Origin of the sequence: Vagococcus acidifermentans (genome assembly GCF_003987655.1) — a bacterium.
GTDB classification, from domain to species: Bacteria; Bacillota; Bacilli; order Lactobacillales; family Vagococcaceae; genus Vagococcus_B; species Vagococcus_B acidifermentans.
Window position 1 is genome coordinate 126880 of record NZ_NGKC01000004.1, and the last position, 22744, is coordinate 149623.

The following is a 22744-nucleotide window of genomic DNA, read 5'->3' on the forward strand; positions in this document are numbered from 1 at the left end:
ACGGTGTTCATAAATGGAAAAAGCCTACCTTGAGTTAGGCCGTAAAATATTAACAGACGGTTTTGAAAAAAGCGACCGGACCGGAACAGGGACCAAGAGTATTTTCGGTCATCAAATGCGTTTTGATTTAAGTCAGGGGTTTCCGCTGCTGACCACAAAACGCGTGGCTTTTTCAATGATAAAAAGCGAACTGCTGTGGTTTATGAGAGGGGATACGAATATCCGCTATCTACTCCAACATAAAAATCATATTTGGGATGAATGGGCGTTTGAGCGCTATGTCAACAGCACTGACTATCACGGACCTGATATGACCAATTTTGGGCAACGGGCATTAGTTGACCCGGAATTTAATGATGTTTACCAGGCGGAACTGGCGGCTTTTTGCGACAACGTATTGACCGACGACGCATTTGCAGCCAAGCACGGGGAGCTGGGCAAGATATACGGCTCGCAGTGGCGGCACTGGCAGACAGCCAAGGGCGAGACGATTGACCAGCTGGCTGACGTGATTCATCTGATAAAAACAAATCCGGATTCCAGACGCATGATTGTATCAGCTTGGAATCCTGAAGATATCCCGAGCATGGCCTTGCCGCCTTGCCACACATTGTTCCAGTTTTACGTGGCAGAAGGCAAACTGAGCTGTCAGCTTTACCAGCGCAGCGCGGATGTTTTTCTCGGCGTACCGTTTAATATTGCCAGCTACGCGCTGCTGACCCATCTTATCGCACATGAAACAGGGTTGGCAGTCGGCGAGTTTATCCATACATTGGGCGACGCCCATTTATATGTGAACCATTTTGACCAGATGCGCCTTCAATTGACGCGCGACATTCGTCAGGCTCCGCAGCTGGAATTGAATCCGGAGAAGCATTCTATTTTTGATTTTGACGTATCAGATATACAAATAAAAGGATATGACCCTCATCCGGCAATCAAAGCGCCGATTGCCGTCTAGGCGAGGGATATTAGGAGGAAGTTTATTATGATTGCAGCCATATGGGCTCAAGATGAACAGGGGTTAATCGGAAAGAACCATAAACTGCCTTGGTATTTACCTAACGACTTGAAGTTTTTCAAAAAAATGACGGAAAATAATACAGTTGTCATGGGGCGTAAGACGTTTGAAGGAATGGATTCAAAACTGCTCCCCAACAGGCAGACAATCATTCTCACGCATAAACCGGACTACCATGTTGAAGGGGCTCTTGTGATGCATAGTATTCAGGAAGTACTGGATTACGCAGAGAAGTTTGAAGGCATCACATTTATTACTGGCGGCGGCGAAATCTATAAACTTTTTCTGCCTTATACGGATGTGCTGTACCGGACGTTTATCAAACATACGTTTGAAGGAGACACGTACTTTCCGTACATCGACTGGTATGACTGGAACATGGTCAGCGTCAGCGAAGGCGAAGTCGATGAACAAAATATTTACCCGCATGATTATGAAACATACCAGCGCCGGAAAATTTAACCGGGCGCATATCAGCAAACGCAAAACCCGCTGGCAAGCTATAAAGCTTGTCAACGGGTTTTACTGCGTTTGATTGCCGTATAGGCCAGATAACCTTTGACAGTCCCGTGGTATTCCCTCTCGAGGGAGCAGGTCTTCAGGATATCCTGAGGTGTGACAAACACCAGCTCTTTTGAAAATGAGGCGATGCGGCTTTTTGTCAACAGCGTTGCGACAAACTCGGAACAGAAAAAAGCGTGCTCGCGGTGAAATTTGACATTGGCCGTAATCGCCAGCAGACCGAGCAGGTTGTACCTGAGCAGAGGCTGGTTGTTAATGAAGTAGGCCAACTGCTGCCTCAAAAGCAAATACTGTTCAGTAGTCAGAGTGATGGAATAAATCTCACAGTGGGCAGTCAGGAAAAAAGGATCATTAAAATCTTCTTTCACAAATCCGCCGATAAACGGGTTGCTGATTTTTTTTCTGCCGAAACTGTAAGTTTCTGTCAAGCTTTTATCAAAGGCAATCGATACGTGGTTGTAATCTTCTTTTGTATACAGCTTAATCGTCCGGGATAAGACGCTGCGGGAAGCTGTGTAAATTAGATAGATTTTCATGCAGATACCTTGCTTTCCGGTGGGAGTTTGTTGTATAGGGACACATCCTAAGCATCCATTTTACCGAAAAAAAGGGTGTATTGCCAGAAAAAAATAAAACAGCAGATTTTTTTATCTGCTGCTTTGTCTTAAACAAATAGATAAATCGAAAAGTAGATGAAACCGGCGCCTAAAAGAACGAAGAGATGCCAGACGACATGCATGAATTTGACTTTTTTCAAACTGTAAAAAACTGCTCCGACAGTATAAGCGACACCGCCAAGCGCCAACAGCAGGATGCCGGTGCGGCCCAGACCGGCATACAGCGGCTGCAGAGTCAATACGCACAGCCAGCCCATGACGATATAAATCAGGACATCTGCTTTGCTTTTTTTCTTGAGCCAGATGGATTTGTAAATGATGCCGAGAATCGCAATTCCCCACACTGCACCGAACAGCGCCCAGCCTTTCCAGTCTTGAATGGTCAGCAGGCAAAACGGTGTATAGCTGCCTGCAATCAGCAAATAAATCGAGCTGTGGTCAAACACCTGAAACACGTTGCGTGCTTTGGTGAAAATCAGACTGTGATACAAGGTTGAGAACAAAAACAAAAGAATCATCGATGCGCCGAAAATGACGTAAGATACAATTTCCAAAGCAGAACCGGCTTTTGCGCCTTTGATAATCAAAAGAATCAGACCGGCGATGCTGAGTCCTGTGCCGATGCCGTGCGTGACGGCATTGAAAACTTCGTTGACAATATTATATCTTTTAGAGAAAGCAGTATGTTCCATTAAAAACATCCTTTCGTCGTTAATAAGTGAAAAAATAAAATGAATCTGTTATACTGAATTCATACTTACTACAATTCTACACGATTACTGTTTTTTTTGAAAGAGGTTAGATTATGTCAAACGTAAAAATCGTAACGGATTCCTCCTGTATGATGGACCCGAAGCTTGCTGAAGAGCTGGATATACACATTATCAGCTTGTCTGTTATGATTGATGGAGTCATTTACGCGAATCATGAAGAACTTGGAAAAGAAGAGTTCATGGAGATGATGGCCGGAGCGAAGGCGCTGCCTAAAACCAGTCAGCCGCCCATCGGTGAATTTGTCGATTTGTATGACAGGCTCGGCAAAGACGGCAGTCATATTATTTCCATCCATCTGACCGAACACTTAAGCGGAACTTCCGGCGCTGCCCATCAGGCAGCACAACTGACCGAATCAGCTGTGACGGTTATCGACAGTGATTTTATCGACCAGGCATTGAGCTTCCAGGTGATAAGAGCCGCACAGATGGCACAGATGGGGGCGACCGTCGAACAAATTCTTCCTGAAATCGACAAAGTAAAAGAAAACACAACACTTTACATCGGTGTATCCACTTTAGATAATTTAGTGAAAGGCGGCCGTGTCAACCGGATCGTCGGCACGCTGTCCGGCCTGCTGAATATGCGGGTCGTTCTCGAGCTGAATAAAGGCCGGCTTGAAATCATCACTAAAGGCAGAGGCAACAAGACATTCACCAAATGGGTTAATCAGTTTTGCGAGCAGCTCAAAACAATGCCGAAAGTCAAGGCTCTGGGTATTTCGCATGCGGGCGGAATGGACATCGCCCGTGAACTGAAGGAACGGATTCAACGTGAATTGCCGTCGCTCGCGATTCCCATCATGCACACATCCCCGCTGGTTGCCACTCACACAGGCAAAGGGGCCTTTGCTGTCATGTTGTACACGGAAGACTAAGAAGTCACTTTTTTGCAGATCAGAGTCTGGTCTGCTTTTTTGGATAGAGGGGAAATGAAGATGTTCAAAAATAACAGAGCGCTGCTGTTGCTGTTTGTGATAGTGACAGCAGCGACCTTTCTCATTTTAACTGTGACAGTTCCTGAAGCAGAAACAATGCTGACTGATACTGCCGCAAAATCTGCTGAAAAGCAGAAAATGGATATTCTCCGTCTGACGAGTATCGGTGATTCTCTGACGGAAGGCATCGGCGATTTGACCGAGGAAGGCGGCTATGTGCCGCTGCTCCAGAAAAATCTGGAAGAACTTGAAATCGCAGAAGTCGTTCAGGCAGATAATTTCGGCAAGTCAGGGGACAGAAGCGACCAGATATTGAAACGCATCAAAAAAGACGACAGCCTTCAACAGTCGGTTGCCAAGGCCAATCTGATTTTGCTGACTGTCGGCGGCAATGATTTGATGAAAACAGTCAAATCAGATATATTCAATGATATTGAACTGGCAACATTTAAGAAACCGCTGAAAACATATCAAGCCTATCTTCAGAAAATTTATGACGAACTGAGAAATTTGAATCCGACTGCGACGATTTACCAGCTGGGCATATACAATCCGTTTTACTTAAACTTTCCGGATTTGACGGAAATGCAGGACGTGGTTGATTTTTGGAATCAAGGGTCGCAGGAATTTGTGCAAAGTCAGGACAATGCGTATTTTGTGCCGATTAACGACGACATCTACTCCGGTTTGACCACCCTTGCAACAACGGACAGTTCGGAAACGGCCGGTTCTGTCACCCAGAACGACTCTATCAACAATCTGATTTCAGGTGAGGACAATTTTCATCCCAACAATCTCGGCTATCAAATCATTGCCAATGCCTTTAGGGATAAAATCGCCGGCACCAAGCAGAGCTGGCTGCAGACAAACTAGGCGGGGAGGCTAGACGACAACAATGAACGAAAACAAAGAAAGCACAGAAAGCAACGAAACGAAAGAAAACACAAAACGCAGGGCGGAGGTCCCCGTTAAACAGAACAAACCAGTCAACGGCTGGAAAGTGGCGTTTATCTTACTGGCAGCAGTCTTATTAGGCACAGCCGGATTTTTATCCACGCGGATTTTCAGTGTCAGAGAAACGTACAAACCGGTCCAGACCGCAAGTCAGCGGGGAGACATGCCGGCGTTCAGCGTTGATTTGAACAAGGAACAAGTCAACCGGGTCATCAGTCACTATTTAAATGACTTTCTGAAAGATTCCGGTGTGCAGTATTCCTTTGTTTTAGCGGATCAGGCGATGCTTTCCGGGACATTTAAGCTATTAGGGCACGACACAAAATTTTACCTGTACTTTGAACCGTTTGTCCTGACAAACGGCAATGTTCAATTGCGGGCGACCAGTTTATCGGTCGGGACACTGAGCCTGCCGATTTCTGCCATCATGAAATACATCATGAATTCCATTGACGTGCCGCCGTGGATTGAAGTCTTGCCGGAAGAGCAGCTGGTCAATCTTCATTTGGATGAATTTGAGATGCAAAGCGGCATGTTTTTAAGAGCCGATAAAATCAATTTAGTGGATGATGAAATACGTTTGAGCGTTTTTCTCCCGATACAAGATGAAAAGGAGAAATAAATGAAAAAAGAAAGTGCAATATTTGCCGGCGGCTGCTTCTGGTGCATGGTGCAGCCCTTTGAAGAACAGCCCGGCATTTTGAACGTGACTTCCGGCTATACAGGCGGGCATGTGCCGAACCCGACTTATGAACAAGTCTGCAGCGGCCAGACTGGGCATACAGAGGCCGTAAAAATCGAATTTGATGCAGCGGTCATCAGCTATGAACAGCTGGTGACAATCTATTGGCAGCAGACCGATCCGACAGATGCACTTGGTCAGTTTCAGGACCGCGGCGACAGCTACCGTCCAGTTATTTTTTATCAAAATGAGACGCAGCGAAAAATTGCAGAAGCCAGTAAAGCGGCTCTGGAAGCCAGCGGCCGCTACAACCAGCCGATTGTGACAACTATCGAACCTGCCGCAGCTTTCTATCCGGCAGAAGATTACCATCAGCAGTTTTATCTGAAAAACCCCCGCCGCTATCACGCGAACCATGCTCTGAGAGCACAGTATCTGGCAGACGTTTGGGGGGATTCGGATGAAGCGTAGTTTTTATCACTATGTCCAAACATTGAAGGAATTTTCCGTTCCTAATCCGGAAGCGCAGCTGGCTAAGGCAATTTCAGATGACAGCCAGTTCCCGAAGCATTCTGAAACGTATCATGATATTTCTGATTATTTGGAAAACAATGCTTACTATATTACCAATATGGATCTTTTCGATGAACTATGGGATAAATATTTGCAGAACAACTAACGTGTCTAAAGGAGGACATTAATCAGCGTGAAAAATAAATCAAAAAAGATTTCTCTTTTCCAATACATTCTTACCTCGCTGGCTGTTGCCGTGATTGCTGTAACAGGTACGGTATTTTTTTATGAATGGCAACTGAGAAAGACACCCAACTATTCGTTTGCAGGCAGTCAAGGCAATGAGTTTGCCAGTGTGGAACAGCTGTATCATTTAATCAGAGACAATTACGCCGGCGAGGTGGACACACAAGCGCTGATTAACGGGGCCATGAACGGTATGACCGAGGCCATCGGCGACCCGTATTCATCATTCATGGTCGGGGAAGAAGCAGAAGAATTTGATTCATCCATCTCCGGCAGCTTCGGCGGTATCGGCGCCTCCATGACGATGAAAAATAATCTGCCGACCGTTGCCGAGCCGCCAATCAAAGGGTCGCCGGCGGAGCGCGCACGGCTGAAGGTCGATGATGTGATTTTAGAAGTTGACGGCGAATCAACTGAAGGCTTGAGCTTATCGGAAGTCGTTTCTAAAGTGCGCGGCGAAAAGGGCACTGATGTCGCACTGACAATCAGCCGGGGCAACGACACGTTCACGTTGACGATTACGCGGGACATTATTCCGGTGGAATCAGTCACAGGCAATCTGGATGAAACACATAAGACCATCGGCTATGTCCGGATTAAAAGCTTCAGTCAGACAACATCTGATGAGTTTAAAACAATTGTCAAAGATTTGCGCAAACAAGGTGCCGAGTCATTCATCGTTGATGTGCGGAGCAATCCGGGCGGCGTGCTGACAGAAGTTGAAAAAGTGGCCAGCATGTTCCTTAAAGACGGCAAAGTTATCGTCCAGTTTGAAGATGCCGACGGCCAGCGTTCACGGACGAAGGCAGGCAAAGAATTGGACGACGGATTCAAAGTGACTGAACCGGCCGTGATTCTGGTCAACGAAAACAGCGCCAGCGCCTCAGAAGTGCTGGCCGCCGCATTGAAAGAATCCGCCGGCATTGACGTCATCGGCACAACGACTTTCGGCAAAGGCACAGTCCAGCAGATGATACCATTTGAACAGGCCGAGGTAAAATTAACTACCGGAAAATGGCTGACGCCTGACGGCAACTGGGTCAACGAAAAGGGACTGGCACCGACGATTGAACAAAAACTGCCGGACTTTGCCTATTTGACCGTGTTCGACACCTCAGTAACCTATGAAGAAGGAATGAGCGGCGAAGCAGTCGGGACGATTCAAGAAATGCTGAAAGCTACAGGCGATTTCACAGGCAAAGCAGACCAGACATTTTCCAGCGAAACCGCAGCAGCTGTCAAGTCATTTCAGCAAACGCACGAATTGCCGGTTACCGGAAAAGTTGACCAGGCAACAGCGCAAACACTTTCCGAAGTGCTGTACGAGCTGATTCTTGAATCAGACACGCAGTACGAACGGGCTGTCAAAGAGCTGACATAAAACATTCAGGACAATGATGATCATTGTCCTGTTTTGATAAATAAGCGGTTTTTATCTGGCAATGACCGCATTTTTTCTGTATGATGTAAGAGAAGAAAAAGACAGGTGGATAAGATGAAGAGGACATTGACTGATAAATTTTGGTACTGGGTCAAAATTTTTGTGGTTGCCGGTACACTGGCTTTTCTGATTCGGGCATTTATTTTAGTACCCGTTCAGGTTTCAGGTACATCGATGGAAGAAACGTTGACAGAAAAAGACTACATTTTGATGGAACGCATGACCCCTGTCAAGCGGTTTGATATTATCGTCTTCGGACTGCCAAACGGGGAAACCTACGTCAAACGGGTGATCGGTCTGCCGGGCGAGCACGTCGCTTACCAGGACGACCAGCTGTATATTGACGGGGTCCAAGTTGATGAACCGTTTTTACCGGCATCGAAGAAAAACGAAGGGCAGCTTTTGACGACCGACTTGGATGCGGCTGACATTACCGGGACTGAAACTATTCCTGACGAACATTATTTCGTACTCGGAGACAACCGCAGACTAAGTAAAGACAGCCGTTCATTCGGAGCTGTCCCGGCGGACAAGATATTCGGGAAAGCACGCATGGTCTACTTCCCGCTGCAGCATTTCGGTATCATCAACTAAACGATGAATGCCGCCGGTGACTGCGGGCAGCCGTTACATGCCGGCAATCATGCGGAGTGCATCTGACACGCCGTCCTCATCGTTTGAAGGTATGACATGAGTAGCGATATCTTTGATTTTCGGGTGGCCGTTAGCCATCGCGAAACTGATGTCGGCGTGCTCAAACAACGACAGGTCGTTCAAACTGTCGCCAATCGCAAATCTGGTTGTCTGGCTAAGCTGATAAATTTTTTCCAGATGGCCGTAGACAAACCCTTTCGACACTGTATCGGGCACGATTTCCAAGTTGACATCAGACGACTCGGTGACAGACACACCGTTTAAACCTGCGAGTTGTTTCTGAACGTCCTGTTTGATTTGTTTATTTGGAATAAAAACAAAAAATTTATAAACTTTCAGCTGCTCAGAGCCGACTAGTTCGCCGATATGTCTGTAAGGTGTCGAATGGACAGAGCTGGCGTAAGCCAGTTCATAATCCAAATGGCGCCTGTCATATTCATTACCGACGGCGTCAAAAATATTTTTTAATTCTTTGATATAATCTAGCGACTCATAACTTCCGGCATTGGTGAAAATCTTTGTCGGAAAATCCGCAACGACTGTGTTCACCGCTTCAACACTGGACTGATTGAAAGAAAATTCAAACAGCTGCTCATGCTCATCATGGCCGACAGCGCCGTTTGACCCCACCGCCAAAAGCGACAAATCGGATTCTTTAAGAATCTGTTTAATATCTGCTACCTCTCTTCCTGAACAAATAAAAGGAAGGGAGCTGGAAGATATTTCTTTTAATACTTCCACATTTCTCTCACTTATTTTCTGCTTTGAATTCAACAATGTGCCGTCTAAATCAATCCCGATTAATTTCATAGATATCATCTCCATCATATTATGTTTAAATTTAGTTCATATTTTGTCAGTTTGCCACCTGTATAATCTCCACATGATGTTCCTTCATCCTGCGCAACAATGAACCGGGTAATTCTGCAGTGACAAGAATTGCGTCAATCTCGTCAAAATTAAAGACACGAAACTTATGCGCCTCTCCAATTTTAGTGCTGTCGACTAACAAGGCGATTTTTTTGCTTTGTAAGCGGATTTTCCGCTTCATCTCGATATCTTCTTCATAGGCATAATAAACACCTTTCTCGTCGATGCCTACGACGCCAATGACAGCCAAATCAATGAGATAATCATCCAATTCCCTGAGTGGTTTCGTACCGACAACACACCGCTTTTTTTTATCCAAATTCCCGCCCAGCAATCTGCAATGACAATTGGAGTAGGTCAATAACTGGTTGGCAATATCAATGGAATTTGTCACAATTAAATTGTTTAAGTGTTCCGGCAGATTTTGCGGAACCAGGCTGACAGTCGTCGAGACATCCAAGTAAACCAAATCGTCTTCTGCAATCAGCTTACTTGCTTCTTTGGCCAATAAAAATTTTTCCCGGCTTTTGTGCGAGCTGCGTGTTAAAAACGAATCGAGTTCTTTGAAGGAGTCAAGCTGGGCGATGCCGCCGTAAGTGCGCCTGACCAGATTATTCTCCGTGAGAGTAACAATATCCCGCCGGGCAGTATCCCTGGATACGTTTGTCAAGGACATGATTTTTTTTAAACTCAGACTTTTTTCTTTCTTCAGGGTTGATAGAATCAGATTCAATCGTTGTTCTTTGGTAATAGCGGTTACCTCCTTGCTGTGACCCTAAGTCTGTTTACGAGTAAGTTTCTTTAAGCTATAATATATTATAGCTTAAAATAGCTTAAATGTAAATTTGACAGAAAGAGAGATCCGATGATGAGCAATGAACTGCTAAAAAATTACAGAAGAGTGCTGGCATTGGCAGAAGCCGGCCTGTACTATGGACAAGACGCGTTTGACAAAGAACGCTACCAAGAACTTAAATCCATCGCAATTGAGCTGATTAATAATGTGTGTGATGAACCGATAGAAACACTGGAACGGTTGCTTACGAAAGAAGACGGCTACCCTACGCCTAAAATTGATGTCAGGGCATACATCAAGCACGAGCATAAAATTCTTTTAGTGGAAGATACAAACACCAAAGAATGGTCCTTGCCTGGCGGTTATGCCGAAATCGGCTTATCGCCAAGCGACAATATCAGCAAAGAAGTTTTGGAAGAAACTGGGATGAACGTTCGTGTGAACAAGTTGCTGGCTGTATTTGATACCAATAAACGGGAGGATATCCCGCAACTTTTTCAATATTATAAATTAGTTTTTGACTGTGAGATCATCAGCGGGTCGTTTCAAAAAAATCTGGAAACATCTCATATTGGCTTTTTTAATTTGGAAAACTTGCCCATCCTCTCACAAAAAAGAACGACAAAAGAGCAGCTGATGATTCTTGCAGACAGGCACTCAGCCTATTTTGATTAAATCAAACATTTGAGATAAGCGTGACTGTTTGTTGATAGTGTAACACAATCCGCATATACGTCTCTAAAAAGCCTGTTTTGCCGTCTGCACAATCGTGCGTTTTCACACAAAAGAGGTGGAGTAATTGACTAACTGACGGTTTCTGTGCTATGATTATTTCGTAGGAAGGTTAAAAGTGTTACGAACGAAAAAACAGGAGGAGACATTATGAGTATTCAAGTCAAAGAAAACGAGCGTGCTGTCAACCAATCATATTTTGGGCACCTAACCAACCGGATGAATGAATACCGAGAGTCTGTGCTGAATAAGAAACCCTATATTTGTGCAGAACGGGCACTGTTAGCGACAGAAGCTTATCAGGAATATCAGAATCAGCCGAGTGTCATGAAACGGGCCTTGATGTTGAAAAATATTTTAGAAAAAATGTCGATTTATATCGAAGATGAAACCCTTATTGTCGGAAATCAGGCAGCATCAAACAAAGATGCACCGATTTTCCCGGAATACACACTGGAATTTGTACTTGATGAACTGGACTTGTTTGAAAAACGGGACGGCGATGTGTTTTACATCACCGAGCAGACAAAAGAAGATTTGCGTTCGATTGCCCCGTTTTGGGAAAATAATAATTTGCGGGCTAAGGCCGGCGCCTTGCTGCCTGAAGAAGTTTCTGTCTTTATGGAAACCGGCTTCTTCGGAATGGAAGGAAAAATGAATTCCGGCGACGCCCATTTGGCAGTCAATTATCAGAAGATGCTCTCGGTCGGTTTGCAAGGCTACGAGGAGCGGACGCTTCAAGCAAAAGCCGCTTTGGATTTAACCGTTCTTGAAAATATCGACAAGTATCATTTTTACAATGCCGTGCTGATCGTCATTGATGCAGTCAAAACGTTTGCTAATCGCTTTGCAGAATTGGCAAAAGAAAAGGCGGAAACAGCTGCTCCCGAGCGGAAAGCAGAATTACTGGAAATCAGCCGTATTTGCGCCAAAGTGCCTTACGAACCAGCAGAAACGTTTCACGAAGCAATCCAGGCGGTCTGGTTTATCCAGCTGATTCTGCAAATCGAGTCAAACGGCCATTCACTGTCTTACGGCCGCTTCGACCAGTACATGTACCCTTATTTGCAGGCAGATTTGGCAGCCGGGCGCCTGACGGAAGACCAAGCAGTCGAACTGCTGACCAACTTGTGGATCAAAACACTGACAATCAATAAAGTGCGCAGTCAGGCACACACTTTCAGCAGTGCCGGCAGCCCGCTTTATCAAAACGTGACGATTGGCGGACAAACTAGAGATAAAAAAGATGCCGTGAACAAATTGTCTTATTTAGTCCTGCGCAGTGTGGCCCAGACCAAACTGCCGCAGCCGAACTTGACAGTCCGTTATCATTCAGGACTGGACGACCGTTTTATGAATGAATGTATTGAAGTCATGAAGCTCGGTTTTGGTATGCCGGCCTTCAATAATGACGAAATCATCATTCCATCATTTATCAGTTACGGTGTTTTAGAAGATGATGCGTATGATTACAGCGCCATCGGCTGTGTTGAAACGGCTGTGCCGGGCAAATGGGGCTACCGCTGTACCGGCATGAGCTACATGAATTTTCCGAAAATCCTGCTGATTGCGATGAACGACGGTATCGACCCGGTTTCAGGCAAACGTTTCGTCACAGGACACGGACACTTTAAAGACATGACCACATTTGAAGAGTTGCAAGATGCGTGGGATAAAACGGTGAGGGAACTGACACGCATGAGTGTAATTGTCGAAAATGCCATTGACCTTGGACTTGAAAGAGAAGTGCCGGACATTTTATGTTCCGCTTTGACGGATGACTGCATTGGCCGCGGGAAAACATTGAAGGAAGGCGGCGCTGTCTATGACTTCATTTCCGGCCTGCAAGTCGGGATTGCCAACTTGGCGGATTCGCTTGCGGCAATCAAAAAACTGGTGTATGAAGAAGGGAAGATCACGCCGGAAGAGTTATGGGATGCGTTGATGACTGATTATTCAAGCGAACGCGGCCGGGAAATTCAGCAAATGATTATTCATGACGTGCCTAAATACGGGAACGACAATGACTATGTTGACCAGCTGGTTGTCGAGGCTTACGACAGTTACATTGATGAAGTGAAAAAATACCCGAATACCCGTTTCGGCAGGGGGCCAATCGGTGGTATCCGTTATTCAGGTACTTCGTCGATTTCAGCAAACGTCGGCCAGGGGAAAGGCACGATGGCGACTCCGGACGGCAGAAATGCCTGGGTGCCGCTGGCAGAAGGGTGTTCACCTTCCCACAACATGGATCAAAATGGTCCGACATCCGTACTGAAGTCTGTCTCCAAATTGCGCACCGAGGAGATTACCGGCGGTGTGCTGCTGAATCAGAAAGTCAATCCGCAAACATTGGCAAAAGAAGAAGACAAGCAAAAGTTAATCATGATGCTGCGCGCCTTTTTCAATAAATTGCACGGCTACCACATTCAATACAATGTCGTGTCGCGTGAGACGCTGATTGATGCGCAGAAACATCCTGAAAAACATCGGGACTTGATTGTCCGTGTTGCCGGCTACTCCGCATTTTTCAATGTGCTGTCAAAAGCCACACAGGACGATATCATCGAACGTACAGAGCACACTATTTAAACATATTATTAAAAACCGTCTGTCAAATTGATTTGACAGACGGTTTTTCTTATGGTGAAAATGAATGCCAAGTTAACGTGACTTTAAACGATGGTGAAAATTACACTGAGAATAAATGAATGATTGTTTTTATCAAAATAGGATATGTCCGGTATAAGCGCTCCCGCCAGCTCGGGATCAGCGGTGTTTAAGATTATCTTCGGCGTTCAATTATTCATCTTTAATTGTTATTTTATGATGACGTCATGAGAATTTAAAAAGAAATATCTTATAAAAGGAAAGCGTTTACTTGCTGGTGATATAATGACTGGTGATAGATAACTTTTGTAAAACGTCAGACAAATGAATATATCATTTGTTATATAACTGTATTTCGCTACACTTTTCCATTGAACTGTACGACAACCGTCGTGAGCGACTCATATACTTTACTCCGCTCAGCCGGCTGCGATGCATGTTAGCGGGAAATGAACTCAGTATGAAAGATGAGTGGACAGTTTTCTCTCAAAAAAGTTATCATCATGCGACATTTTGCCAACATAAGGGGTTACCCGTGAGTGCCATTCCGGCAACTCACGGTGATAATTTAAAGAAAGCGAGGAACAAAGCATGACAGGAATCAATTGGGAAAAAGAAGTGATATCACGGAAGGAGGATTTGCTTGCCGATCTCTTTGACTTGCTGCGTATCAACAGTGTCAAAGATATAGCACATAAATCAGCTGAAGCACCAGTTGGCCCCGGACCTGCAAAAGCACTGGCGACTTTTTTAGAGATTGCGGCTCGGGACGGTTTTGTCACTAAAAATATCGAAAACGTCGCAGGTCATTTAGAGTACGGTGAAGGCGAAGAAGTGCTTGGCGTACTTGGTCATGTCGACGTGGTGCCGACGGGCGACGGCTGGGACACGCATCCCTTTGAGCCGGTCATCAAGGAAGGCCGGCTGTATGCCCGCGGTTCCAGCGATGACAAGGGCCCGACGATGGCAGCCTATTATGCGATAAAAATCATTAAAGAGCTTGGGCTACCGATTTCAAAAAAAGTCCGGCTGATTGTCGGGACGGATGAAGAAAGCAGCTGGTACTGCATGGAGCGTTATCAGGCAAATGAAAAGATGCCGGATTTCGGCTTTTCCCCGGACGCCCAATTTCCAATCATCAATGGCGAAAAAGGCATTGCGACCTTTAAGATACGCTCCAGTTATGTGCCGGGTGATGGCGGCGACGCCACACTTTCGACTTTTCAATCCGGACTGGCTTCTAACATGGTTCCGGGCGATGCCGTGGCGGTTATCAGCCTGACAGCCGTTTCAGAAGACGAAGTGGCACTTGCCTTTCAAGAGTACCTCGATGCGCATCAATTAAAAGGAGCGGTTGAGAAAACAGCTGACGGCTTGCAGCTGACAGTCATCGGCAAAGCTGCGCATTCGCAAAATCCGAAAGCCGGTGTCAATGCCGCAACTCATTTGGCTAATTTTCTATGCCGTTTTGCGTTTGATCCGTCTGGCGAAAGATATTTGTCGCTCATTCAAAAATATCTTCACAATGATACGGAAGGCAAGTTGTTAGGTATTGACCACAAAGATGATGTCATGGGGGAACTGACTTCCAGTGCCAATATGTTTGGTTACAAGACAGGAGAAGACAGTATGATTGCTGTCAATGTCCGCTATCCGAAAGGGACGGATGCCGAACAAATCGCCGAACAAATGCGGGAAACTTTGCCGGAGTATACAGACATAGTTACCGAGGAAGGCGTGAAAGAACCTCACTATGTGCCGGTGACTGATGAGTTGGTCCGGACATTGCTGGATGTCTACAAGGACCATACAGGCGAGGAAGGACAAGGCAAAACTATCGGCGGCGGCACTTACGGCCGGTTGTTTGAAAAAGGGGTCGCTTACGGCGCACTGTTCCCGGGCAGAGAAGATGTGATGCATCAGGCAAACGAATATATGTATGTGGATGATATTTTCAAGTCGGCAGCCATCTATGCAGATGCGATTTATCGTTTAATCAAATAAGCGTTGACGGATTAAAAATCGAATAATGAGGAATGATTAAAATGAAGAAGCTGTCGAAAGACGCGTATGGGGAAGTCAAAGGAAAAGATTACCAGCCTTATGTGACCGATGGGAAAACCCGGAACAACGGGGGACCTGTTGTCTTGATTTTCGGTATTTTGCTGGCGGCGGTATTTGCCGCATCAACCACTTATTCAGGCATGAAAGTAGGCTTGACAGTTGCAGCAGGTATTCCGGGTTCAATCATTGGTTCGGGAATTGTGGCGTTATTTGTTAAATCAAGAAATATTTTGAGCAAAAACATTTTGTCGGGGATGTCCACTGGCGGCGAATCGGTGGCAAGCGGTATTATCTTTGTTTTTCCTGCCATTATTCTGATTGGCGGACAGACTAATTTCATTGAAGGGGTGATTGTCGGGGTAACAGGTGTCCTTTGCAGTATCGGGATTACCAGTCTGGTGGAAAATTATCTGCTTGTGCAGGAACACGGCAAACTGGTTTATCCAGAAGCGATGGCCATCTCAGAATCTTTGGTGGCTTCGGATACTGGCGGCGAGTCGCTGAAAAATATGGGGATCGGTTTTGGCATCAGCGGTGTACTGACAGCTCTCACCAGTTCTGTTTTTGGAGTCGTCAACAATGTCATCAGTTTCGTCAGCGACGGATTTTACAAAAGCAAACTGGAAATCGAGGCGAATCCGATGCTGGCCGGGATCGGGTTTATCGTGGGGCTTGAGGTGGCGCTGATTATGTTTGCTGGTTCGCTTTTAACCAATTTCGGATTGATTCCGCTGATCGGCTATTTCACTGAGCTGGCCGACAGCAGTGCGACAGTTTGGGATGTCAATAATCTGCTGGTCAATGACATGACGGTCAATCACATTTCAGCATCTTATACAAAGTACATCGGCGCCGGCATGATGATCAGCGGCGGGCTGATCGGTGCCGTCAAATTGATTCCGACAATCGGCTCGTCTATCTCCCAAACTATTCAAGGCCGTAAATCGACTGGCGCAGATACCAGTGCTTCGGGCATGGGTATTTTATTGACAGGTGTCGTTCTGACGTTCGCCATGGGCTTTTTGATTTCAAAAAACATCGTGGTCACGCTGCTCGTCTCACTTGTCTCGCTGATTTTGAGCGTGCTGTTTGCAATCGTGGCCGGCCGCTTGACAGGAACGATTGGGACTTCCAACTTGCCTGTTTCCGGCATGACGATTGCCTCCCTTGTTATCATGACCTTAATTTTTGTGACGATGGGCTGGACCGCTCAGGCAGACAATGTCATGCTTTTGCTGTTTGCAACGTTTGTAGTGGTAGTTATTTCAGTTGCCGGCGGCTACACTCAGTCGCAGAAAGTCACGTTCGTCATGGGCGGCAGCAGCCGTGAAATGAGACGTTACTTCCTGATAGCAGCCATCGTCGGCGTGGTAGTCGTTGTCGGTGTCATCAATTTGCTGGCACCTCAAATCGCGCTGACAGGCGATGAAGCTCAATTTGCTGTGCCGCAAGCCAATCTGATGGCGACTTTGACACAAGGCATCATGCAGGGGCGTCTGCCGTGGCTGATGATCATTGTCGGTATCGTCTTGGGCATCGTTTTCTTTTTACTGGATTTGCCGGTCATGAGTCTGGCAGTAGGAGCGTACTTGCCTATTTCAACAACCTCCATTATTTTAATTGGGGCGCTGATCAGGGTGCTCGTTGAGAAAACAACTCCGGACAGCTCGCTGAAAGATGCCCGTTTGTCAAACGGTGTCAGTTTGTCGTCCGGGTTAATTGCCGGCGGCTCGATTATTGGTTTAATCGGTATCGTGCTGCAAGTAACGGGTGTTGTAAAAGTTGCCACGCCAGCAGGGCTGTTTTCAGGCAATGTCGGAGCGTTTATCTTGCTGGTGGTAATGGTGATTGCGATAGCTGTGCCGATTTTTATGAAAAAAGAAGTGACACGGGAAGACACTCATGACGACTGATGACGCGCAGTTTTTAGAGAGAGTTTACAAACTGTCGGACAATCTCCACTACGATGTAGCGGCGAATCAAGTGACTGTCTATAAATCTCAAAACCACTGGCTTCAAAAATTATTCAGAAAACTCCATGTGAACATACCGGAAGAAACCAAAGTAATGCTGGATGAGTACGGCAGTTTCGTATTTCAACAGATAGACGGGAAGAAAACGGTGAAAGAAATCGGTGCCTTGCTGGCTCAGGAACAGGAGGAAGCCGCTGTTCACCTTTACGAACGTTTGATAATTTATCTGCATCATCTGGAAACAGAAGAAAACTGGCTTATCCTAGTCGCTAATCCGGCAAGACAGGAGCACAGGTCACACTAATAAACCACAAGGCGGCATGAAACTGTGCCGCCGCTTTTTTTTACCGAAAGTACAAGGAAGGGCATTTAAAATAAACCGATCATTTTCGACTGATCCGCAGAATATGTTATAATGTGACTTGGCAAACGTGACAGTGCTAAAGGAATATGTTTTAGTTAGTGCAATTATAATAGTAGAAAAAGAAGCGACCAAACTTTTTTGGCAGCAGAGACGAAAGGAAGAGTGAACGATGACCATTCAATGGTTCCCGGGCCATATGGCCAAAGCACGGCGGGAAGTAGCAGAAAAATTGAAATTGGTGGATATTGTATTCGAAATAGTGGATGCACGTCTCCCGGCTTCCAGCCGCAATCCGATGCTTGATCAGCTGATTCAGCAAAAACCGCGGATTGTGCTGTTGAATAAAGGTGATCTGGCGGACCCGGCAGAAACGAAGAAGTGGCAGCAGTATTTTATCGAGCAGGGATACAGCGCACTGACGATTAATGCCAACCAAGGAAAGGGCATCAATAAAATCGTTCCGGAGGCCAAGCGGATTCTTGACGCGAGGCGCACTCGTCCGCAAATCAAAGGCATGAAACCGCGGGCGATTCGTGCAATGTGTCTCGGTGTGCCGAATGTCGGCAAATCCACCTTGCTAAACCGGCTGGCCGGTAAAAATATGGCGCGGACCGGCAATACACCCGGGGTGACCAAGGGCCAGCAGTGGCTGAAGTTCGGTAAAGAACTCGAATTGCTGGATACGCCGGGCATTTTATGGCCTAAGTTTGATGACCAGGCCATCGGCAAGAAACTGGCGTTGACAGGCGCAATCAAAGATCATGTCCTGCACATGGATGATTTAGCGATTTTCGGTCTTGATTTTTTCAGGGCATATTATCCTGAAGCATTGACGGAACGGTATCAGCTGTCTGGCGAAGAGCTGCTGCTTGATACACCGGACTTGCTGATGCTGATCACAGAAAAAAGAGGGTACAAGGATGACTATGACCGGGGCAGCCGGATGATCATCCAAGATATCCGCGACGGCAGACTGGGGCGCTACACACTGGACAGACTGGACGAAGAGGAGTGGCAAGATGAAGCAGCAGTCGATTAAAGAAATCAAAGAAAAGCTGAGTACGGTAGCTTCCTTGGATGACCCGTTTTTATCAGACTTGGCAGCAGACACGCGCAAAGGAGTTTTGACAGCTGTGCAACAAACACGCAAACGGCTGAAAAAAGCGGCTGACCTGCGTGCACACTTTGAGGAGATGCTGTCATTTGAACGTGAGCTGAAGGAGAGAGGCTATCAATGTGTTGCCGGCATCGACGAGGTGGGCAGAGGACCGCTTGCAGGTCCGGTCGTTGCTGCTGCCGTTGTGCTGCCGGATGATTTCACGTTATACGAGGTGAATGATTCCAAGCAGTTGTCGGCAGCTAAAAGAGAAGCGCTGTACGATGTTATTTTGGAACAGGCCGCTTGTGTGGGGATCGGCGTGATGACGGAACGAATCATCGATGAGGTCAATATTTATGAGGCGACCAAGCTGGCGATGATCGATGCGGTCAACCAATTGTCATGCCGTCCGGATTTTCTTTTGCTTGATGCAATGACGCTCAATCTGCCGATTCATCAGCAAAGTTTAATCAAAGGCGACGCCAAGAGCGCCTCTATCGCCTGTGCCAGTATTGTTGCAAAAGTAACGAGGGACCGGATGATGGCGGAGTTTGACAAACAATACCCGGGGTACGGTTTTGCTAAAAATGCAGGCTACGGCACGAAAGAACATTTGGCAGGATTGGCTGCCCAAGGAGTAACACCGATTCATCGCCGGAGTTTTGCACCGGTTAAAGATATGGTGTAACAAGCAAATAACCTTTTTTTGCGAACACTAGTAGAAACAGTGTTTGCAAAGGAAGGTTTTTTTATGACACAAAATCTGCGAGAGTTTATCTTTTTGATGAAACATTTGAAAGGCGTCGGCAACACCGGGCTGCTGCGTTTGCTGCATGCCTTCATGGGAGAAAGCAATATTGTGTGGGACGCAGGTCTGCTGGCGCAGCGTGCGGGGGTGAAACCTAAGTATCAAGAAGTATTTCAGCAGTCCGTTGAGTTTATCAAAGACCGGCAGAGCGCCCTGTTGGAGTCCTATCCAACCTATCCGATGGTGACGATTCTGGATGATGCCTACCCGGATTCTCTCAGGGAAATATATGACCCGCCTATTGCCTTGTTTTACGCAGGCGACGTCACACTGCTGAAGACGACATGTCTGGCGATGGTCGGGTCCCGTGCGGCGACCAGCTATGGCCGCCGGGTCATTGAGTCGCTGATGCCGCAACTGGCAGCGCAGCCTTATACCATCGTGAGCGGTCTGGCAAAAGGGATAGACACCTATTCACATCAAACAGCCATCAGATACGGCGGAAAAACGATAGCGGTAATCGGCAGCGGACTGGATGTGTCATATCCGCAGGAAAATTTCCGGTTGCAGCAATACATGAGCGACCATTGTCTGGTGGTATCGGAGTACTTGCCGGCTGCCAGACCGCTTGCTTGGCACTTTCCGCAGCGCAACCGCATCATAGCCGGCTTGTCATGGGGAACATGTGTCATCGAAGCCCGCGCCAAAAGCGGCAGTATCATCACCGCCCAGTTGGCGCTCGAATCAGGGCGTGAAGTATTTGCTGTGCCGGGAAATGGTCTGACCACTCAATCAGACGGTTGTTTGCAGCTGATTCAGGAGGGGGCCAAGTGCGTCTGGAAAGCGGAACACATCATTGAAGAACTGCCGGTTTACAAAAAAATAAATCCCTAGCCTTGACAAAGTGTCATTTCATGGACTAAGATTGTACACGATTGAATTTGAGGCCGTGTACGAAAAGAAATGACTATCGAAAGGGATTAATGTATGAGCTATAAATACTTAGTAATTGTGGAATCTCCTGCAAAAGCCAAAACCATTGAAAAATATTTAGGGAAACAGTACAAAGTTGTAGCCAGTGTGGGACATGTTCGGGATTTGCCAAAGAGTACAATGAGCATAGATATTGAAAATAACTACGAGCCTCGTTATATCAATATCCGCGGCAAAGGGCCGATCATCAAAGAATTAAAGAAACTGGCAGGAAAAGCTCAGAAAGTGTTTCTGGCAGCTGACCCGGATAGAGAAGGGGAAGCGATTGCTTGGCATTTGGCACACGTGCTGTCTTTGGATTTGGAAGACAAAAACCGTGTCGTATTCAACGAAATTACAAAAGAAGCAGTAAAAGAAGCGTTTAAAGAACCAAGAAAAATCAATCAGGACTTAGTTGATGCACAGCAGGCACGACGCATCTTGGACCGTCTGGTAGGATACTCGATCAGTCCGATTTTATGGAAAAAAGTCAAAAAAGGATTAAGTGCCGGCAGAGTTCAATCGGTTGCGTTAAAGATGATTATCGACCGCGAACGGGCTATCCGCGACTTCAAACCGGAAGAATACTGGTCGATTAACGGCAATTTCATTAAAAGCCGCAAAAAATTTAAAGCGTCTTTCTATGGAGTCGACGGGAAGAAAATGAAGCTTTCTGACGCCGATGATGTGAAACAAATCACTCAACGCCTGACGTCAAAAGAATATGATGTCACGAAAGTCACAAAGAAAGAACGTAAACGGAATCCGTCGCTGCCGTTTACGACCAGCAGTTTGCAGCAGGAAGCTGCCCGCAAGCTGAATTTCAGAACAAGGAAAACGATGATGGTGGCGCAACAGCTGTACGAGGGAATCAACCTCGGCAAAGGGCAAGGGATTGTCGGTTTAATCACTTACATGCGTACCGACTCGACCAGATTGTCGGATACGGCAAAAGCTGAATCACGCACATTCATTGAAAATACTTACGGTGAGGGTTATTACGGCGGTAAAAACAAGAAAAAAACAGCCAATAATAAAGCGGCCCAAGATGCGCACGAAGCGATCCGCCCGTCAAGCGTCATGCGGACACCGGAGTCCATCAAAGACAAGTTGGATAAAGACCAGTTCAAACTGTATCAGCTTATCTGGTCGCGGATGGTGGCCAGTCAAATGTCACCGGCCGTGATGGACACGATGTCGGTCGACCTCGAACAAAATGGGGTGCGCTTTGTTGCCACCGGTTCGAAAGTCAAGTTTGACGGTTTTATGAAGGTCTACATTGAAGGCAAAGATGACGGAAAAGACGAAAAAGAAAACATCCTTCCGGAAATGGCCGCAGGCGATGTGGTGAAATCAGTGGATATCGAACCCAAACAGCATTTCACTCAGCCGCCGGCACGCTATACAGAGGCAACTCTCATCAAAACACTGGAAGAGAATGGTGTTGGTCGGCCGTCAACATATGCGCCGACGCTGGAAACAATACAGCGCCGTTACTATGCAAAATTAAATGCCAAACGGTTCGAACCGACAGAGCTGGGAGAAATCGTCAACCAGCTGATGGAAGAATTTTTCCCGCAAATCGTCAATACCAGCTTCACTGCTGAAATGGAAGAAGATTTGGACAACGTGGCCGCAGCGAAGGAAAAATGGGTCGATGTGGTCGATAAGTTTTACCAGCCGTTTTCAAAAGAACTGTCGGTTGCGGAAGAACAGATGGAAAAAATCCAGATCAAGGATGAACCGGCAGGGTTTGACTGCGAACTGTGCGGCAATCCGATGGTCATCAAACTCGGCAAATACGGTAAATTTTATGCGTGCAGCAATTTTCCGGAATGCCGCAACACGAAACCGATCGTTAAAGAAATCGGCGTGACGTGTCCAAAGTGTCACAAAGGACAGATTGTTGAACGGAAATCCAAGAAAAACCGGCTGTTTTACGGTTGCGACCGCTACCCTGACTGTGACTTTATTTCATGGGACAAGCCGATCGGGCGCGATTGTCCGAAGTGCCAGCATTATCTGGTCGAGAAAAAAGTCAAGGGCGGCAAGCAGGTTGTCTGCAGCAATTGCGACTACAAGGAAGACGTTCAAAAATAATTTTTACAAGCGCCGTAAATTGTGTATAATCAACTGTACAGGGACTAACCAGCGA

The 22744-nt window shown here is 46.4% G+C and carries 22 protein-coding genes; 18 read left to right on the top strand and 4 right to left on the bottom strand.

Annotation, left to right across the window (positions count from 1 at the left end):
* Positions 1 to 13: 13 nt before the first annotated feature.
* Together CBF27_RS05190 and CBF27_RS05195 are read left to right on the top strand one after the other, a co-directional pair.
* Positions 14 to 961 (top strand): thymidylate synthase, encoded by a 948-nt coding sequence (locus CBF27_RS05190; RefSeq protein WP_126813084.1) that lies wholly within the window; start codon positions 14 to 16, stop codon positions 959 to 961.
* Between the two features lie 27 nt (positions 962 to 988).
* A complete protein-coding gene (locus CBF27_RS05195) occupies positions 989 to 1483 on the top strand; it encodes a dihydrofolate reductase (protein WP_126813086.1) in 495 nt (164 codons plus the stop codon).
* Between the two features lie 50 nt (positions 1484 to 1533).
* Here CBF27_RS05195 and CBF27_RS05200 read toward each other — a convergent pair whose 3' ends face one another.
* Together CBF27_RS05200 and trhA are read right to left on the bottom strand one after the other, a co-directional pair.
* Positions 1534 to 2079, bottom strand: coding sequence for a hypothetical protein (locus CBF27_RS05200; protein ID WP_126813087.1), 546 nt, complete (start codon positions 2077 to 2079; stop codon positions 1534 to 1536).
* A 128-nt stretch (positions 2080 to 2207) separates the two neighbouring features.
* Entirely contained in the window at positions 2208 to 2852 is a 645-nt protein-coding gene (trhA, locus tag CBF27_RS05205) for a PAQR family membrane homeostasis protein TrhA (RefSeq protein ID WP_126813089.1), read from the bottom strand.
* A 113-nt stretch (positions 2853 to 2965) separates the two neighbouring features.
* On the opposite strand from trhA, the gene CBF27_RS05210 reads away from it, so the two are divergent.
* The 7 genes from CBF27_RS05210 to lepB all read left to right on the top strand — a co-directional run bounded on the left by CBF27_RS05210 (position 2966) and on the right by lepB (position 8301).
* Positions 2966 to 3811, top strand: coding sequence for a DegV family protein (locus tag CBF27_RS05210; protein ID WP_126813091.1), 846 nt, complete (start codon positions 2966 to 2968; stop codon positions 3809 to 3811).
* A 60-nt stretch (positions 3812 to 3871) separates the two neighbouring features.
* Positions 3872 to 4744: an SGNH/GDSL hydrolase family protein gene (locus CBF27_RS05215; RefSeq protein ID WP_245985963.1), complete on the top strand. Its 873-nt coding sequence runs from the start codon at positions 3872 to 3874 to the stop codon at positions 4742 to 4744.
* Between the two features lie 22 nt (positions 4745 to 4766).
* Positions 4767 to 5447, top strand: a complete 681-nt coding sequence (locus tag CBF27_RS05220) for a YpmS family protein (protein WP_126813093.1) — start codon at positions 4767 to 4769, stop codon at positions 5445 to 5447.
* Positions 5448 to 5978 carry a peptide-methionine (S)-S-oxide reductase MsrA gene (gene msrA, locus CBF27_RS05225; RefSeq protein WP_126813096.1) on the top strand — a complete coding sequence of 177 codons (531 nt, stop codon included), beginning with the start codon at positions 5448 to 5450 and terminating at the stop codon, positions 5976 to 5978.
* On the top strand, positions 5968 to 6186 hold the full coding sequence (locus CBF27_RS05230) for a YozE family protein (protein WP_126813098.1): 219 nt from the start codon (positions 5968 to 5970) through the stop codon (positions 6184 to 6186). Before msrA ends, CBF27_RS05230 begins: the two co-directional genes overlap by 11 nt.
* Positions 6187 to 6213: 27 nt before the next feature.
* Complete coding sequence (locus CBF27_RS05235) at positions 6214 to 7647, top strand: S41 family peptidase (protein WP_126813100.1); 1434 nt, start codon at positions 6214 to 6216, stop codon at positions 7645 to 7647.
* 114 nt (positions 7648 to 7761) lie between these two features.
* Positions 7762 to 8301 carry a signal peptidase I gene (lepB, locus tag CBF27_RS05240; protein ID WP_126813102.1) on the top strand — a complete coding sequence of 180 codons (540 nt, stop codon included), beginning with the start codon at positions 7762 to 7764 and terminating at the stop codon, positions 8299 to 8301.
* A 33-nt stretch (positions 8302 to 8334) separates the two neighbouring features.
* On the opposite strand, the gene CBF27_RS05245 is transcribed toward lepB, so the two are convergent.
* Both CBF27_RS05245 and CBF27_RS05250 read right to left on the bottom strand, forming a co-directional pair.
* Positions 8335 to 9171 (bottom strand): HAD family hydrolase, encoded by an 837-nt coding sequence (locus CBF27_RS05245; RefSeq protein ID WP_126813104.1) that lies wholly within the window; start codon positions 9169 to 9171, stop codon positions 8335 to 8337.
* A 46-nt stretch (positions 9172 to 9217) separates the two neighbouring features.
* Positions 9218 to 9964, bottom strand: a complete 747-nt coding sequence (locus tag CBF27_RS05250; protein WP_245985965.1) for a DeoR/GlpR family DNA-binding transcription regulator — start codon at positions 9962 to 9964, stop codon at positions 9218 to 9220.
* A 135-nt stretch (positions 9965 to 10099) separates the two neighbouring features.
* Between CBF27_RS05250 and CBF27_RS05255 the strand changes: the two genes are divergently transcribed.
* The 9 genes from CBF27_RS05255 to topA all read left to right on the top strand — a co-directional run bounded on the left by CBF27_RS05255 (position 10100) and on the right by topA (position 22689).
* Positions 10100 to 10702 carry an NUDIX hydrolase N-terminal domain-containing protein gene (locus CBF27_RS05255; protein ID WP_126813212.1) on the top strand — a complete coding sequence of 201 codons (603 nt, stop codon included), beginning with the start codon at positions 10100 to 10102 and terminating at the stop codon, positions 10700 to 10702.
* A 207-nt stretch (positions 10703 to 10909) separates the two neighbouring features.
* Positions 10910 to 13351, top strand: a complete 2442-nt coding sequence (locus CBF27_RS05260) for a glycyl radical protein (protein ID WP_126813106.1) — start codon at positions 10910 to 10912, stop codon at positions 13349 to 13351.
* A 609-nt stretch (positions 13352 to 13960) separates the two neighbouring features.
* Positions 13961 to 15373: a dipeptidase PepV gene (gene pepV / locus CBF27_RS05265; protein WP_126813108.1), complete on the top strand. Its 1413-nt coding sequence runs from the start codon at positions 13961 to 13963 to the stop codon at positions 15371 to 15373.
* 41 nt (positions 15374 to 15414) lie between these two features.
* Positions 15415 to 17346, top strand: coding sequence for an OPT family oligopeptide transporter (locus CBF27_RS05270; RefSeq protein WP_126813110.1), 1932 nt, complete (start codon positions 15415 to 15417; stop codon positions 17344 to 17346).
* The gene (locus CBF27_RS05275; RefSeq protein WP_126813112.1) at positions 17336 to 17710 is read left to right on the top strand and encodes a PqqD family protein; all 375 of its coding nucleotides are present in this window, start codon (positions 17336 to 17338) and stop codon (positions 17708 to 17710) included. Before CBF27_RS05270 ends, CBF27_RS05275 begins: the two co-directional genes overlap by 11 nt.
* A gap of 229 nt (positions 17711 to 17939) precedes the next feature.
* Entirely contained in the window at positions 17940 to 18809 is an 870-nt protein-coding gene (gene ylqF, locus CBF27_RS05280; protein ID WP_126813114.1) for a ribosome biogenesis GTPase YlqF, read from the top strand.
* Positions 18790 to 19557, top strand: coding sequence for a ribonuclease HII (locus CBF27_RS05285; protein WP_126813116.1), 768 nt, complete (start codon positions 18790 to 18792; stop codon positions 19555 to 19557). The genes ylqF and CBF27_RS05285 overlap by 20 nt, the downstream gene beginning before the upstream one ends.
* A 63-nt stretch (positions 19558 to 19620) precedes the next feature.
* On the top strand, positions 19621 to 20511 hold the full coding sequence (dprA, locus tag CBF27_RS05290; RefSeq protein WP_126813118.1) for a DNA-processing protein DprA: 891 nt from the start codon (positions 19621 to 19623) through the stop codon (positions 20509 to 20511).
* A 93-nt stretch (positions 20512 to 20604) separates the two neighbouring features.
* Positions 20605 to 22689, top strand: a complete 2085-nt coding sequence (topA, locus tag CBF27_RS05295; protein WP_126813120.1) for a type I DNA topoisomerase — start codon at positions 20605 to 20607, stop codon at positions 22687 to 22689.
* Positions 22690 to 22744: the final 55 nt, after the last annotated feature.

Coding starts and splice junctions, on each gene's coding strand:
- CBF27_RS05190 (WP_126813084.1), top strand. CDS start 14: ATGGAAAAAGCCTACCTTGAGTTAGGCCGTAAAATATTAACAGACGGT.
- CBF27_RS05195 (WP_126813086.1), top strand. CDS start 989: ATGATTGCAGCCATATGGGCTCAAGATGAACAGGGGTTAATCGGAAAG.
- CBF27_RS05200 (WP_126813087.1), bottom strand. CDS start 2,079: ATGAAAATCTATCTAATTTACACAGCTTCCCGCAGCGTCTTATCCCGG.
- trhA (WP_126813089.1), bottom strand. CDS start 2,852: ATGGAACATACTGCTTTCTCTAAAAGATATAATATTGTCAACGAAGTT.
- CBF27_RS05210 (WP_126813091.1), top strand. CDS start 2,966: ATGTCAAACGTAAAAATCGTAACGGATTCCTCCTGTATGATGGACCCG.
- CBF27_RS05215 (WP_245985963.1), top strand. CDS start 3,872: ATGTTCAAAAATAACAGAGCGCTGCTGTTGCTGTTTGTGATAGTGACA.
- CBF27_RS05220 (WP_126813093.1), top strand. CDS start 4,767: ATGAACGAAAACAAAGAAAGCACAGAAAGCAACGAAACGAAAGAAAAC.
- msrA (WP_126813096.1), top strand. CDS start 5,448: ATGAAAAAAGAAAGTGCAATATTTGCCGGCGGCTGCTTCTGGTGCATG.
- CBF27_RS05230 (WP_126813098.1), top strand. CDS start 5,968: ATGAAGCGTAGTTTTTATCACTATGTCCAAACATTGAAGGAATTTTCC.
- lepB (WP_126813102.1), top strand. CDS start 7,762: ATGAAGAGGACATTGACTGATAAATTTTGGTACTGGGTCAAAATTTTT.
- CBF27_RS05245 (WP_126813104.1), bottom strand. CDS start 9,171: ATGAAATTAATCGGGATTGATTTAGACGGCACATTGTTGAATTCAAAG.
- CBF27_RS05255 (WP_126813212.1), top strand. CDS start 10,100: ATGAGCAATGAACTGCTAAAAAATTACAGAAGAGTGCTGGCATTGGCA.
- CBF27_RS05260 (WP_126813106.1), top strand. CDS start 10,910: ATGAGTATTCAAGTCAAAGAAAACGAGCGTGCTGTCAACCAATCATAT.
- pepV (WP_126813108.1), top strand. CDS start 13,961: ATGACAGGAATCAATTGGGAAAAAGAAGTGATATCACGGAAGGAGGAT.
- CBF27_RS05270 (WP_126813110.1), top strand. CDS start 15,415: ATGAAGAAGCTGTCGAAAGACGCGTATGGGGAAGTCAAAGGAAAAGAT.
- CBF27_RS05275 (WP_126813112.1), top strand. CDS start 17,336: ATGACGACTGATGACGCGCAGTTTTTAGAGAGAGTTTACAAACTGTCG.
- ylqF (WP_126813114.1), top strand. CDS start 17,940: ATGACCATTCAATGGTTCCCGGGCCATATGGCCAAAGCACGGCGGGAA.
- CBF27_RS05285 (WP_126813116.1), top strand. CDS start 18,790: ATGAAGCAGCAGTCGATTAAAGAAATCAAAGAAAAGCTGAGTACGGTA.
- dprA (WP_126813118.1), top strand. CDS start 19,621: ATGACACAAAATCTGCGAGAGTTTATCTTTTTGATGAAACATTTGAAA.
- topA (WP_126813120.1), top strand. CDS start 20,605: ATGAGCTATAAATACTTAGTAATTGTGGAATCTCCTGCAAAAGCCAAA.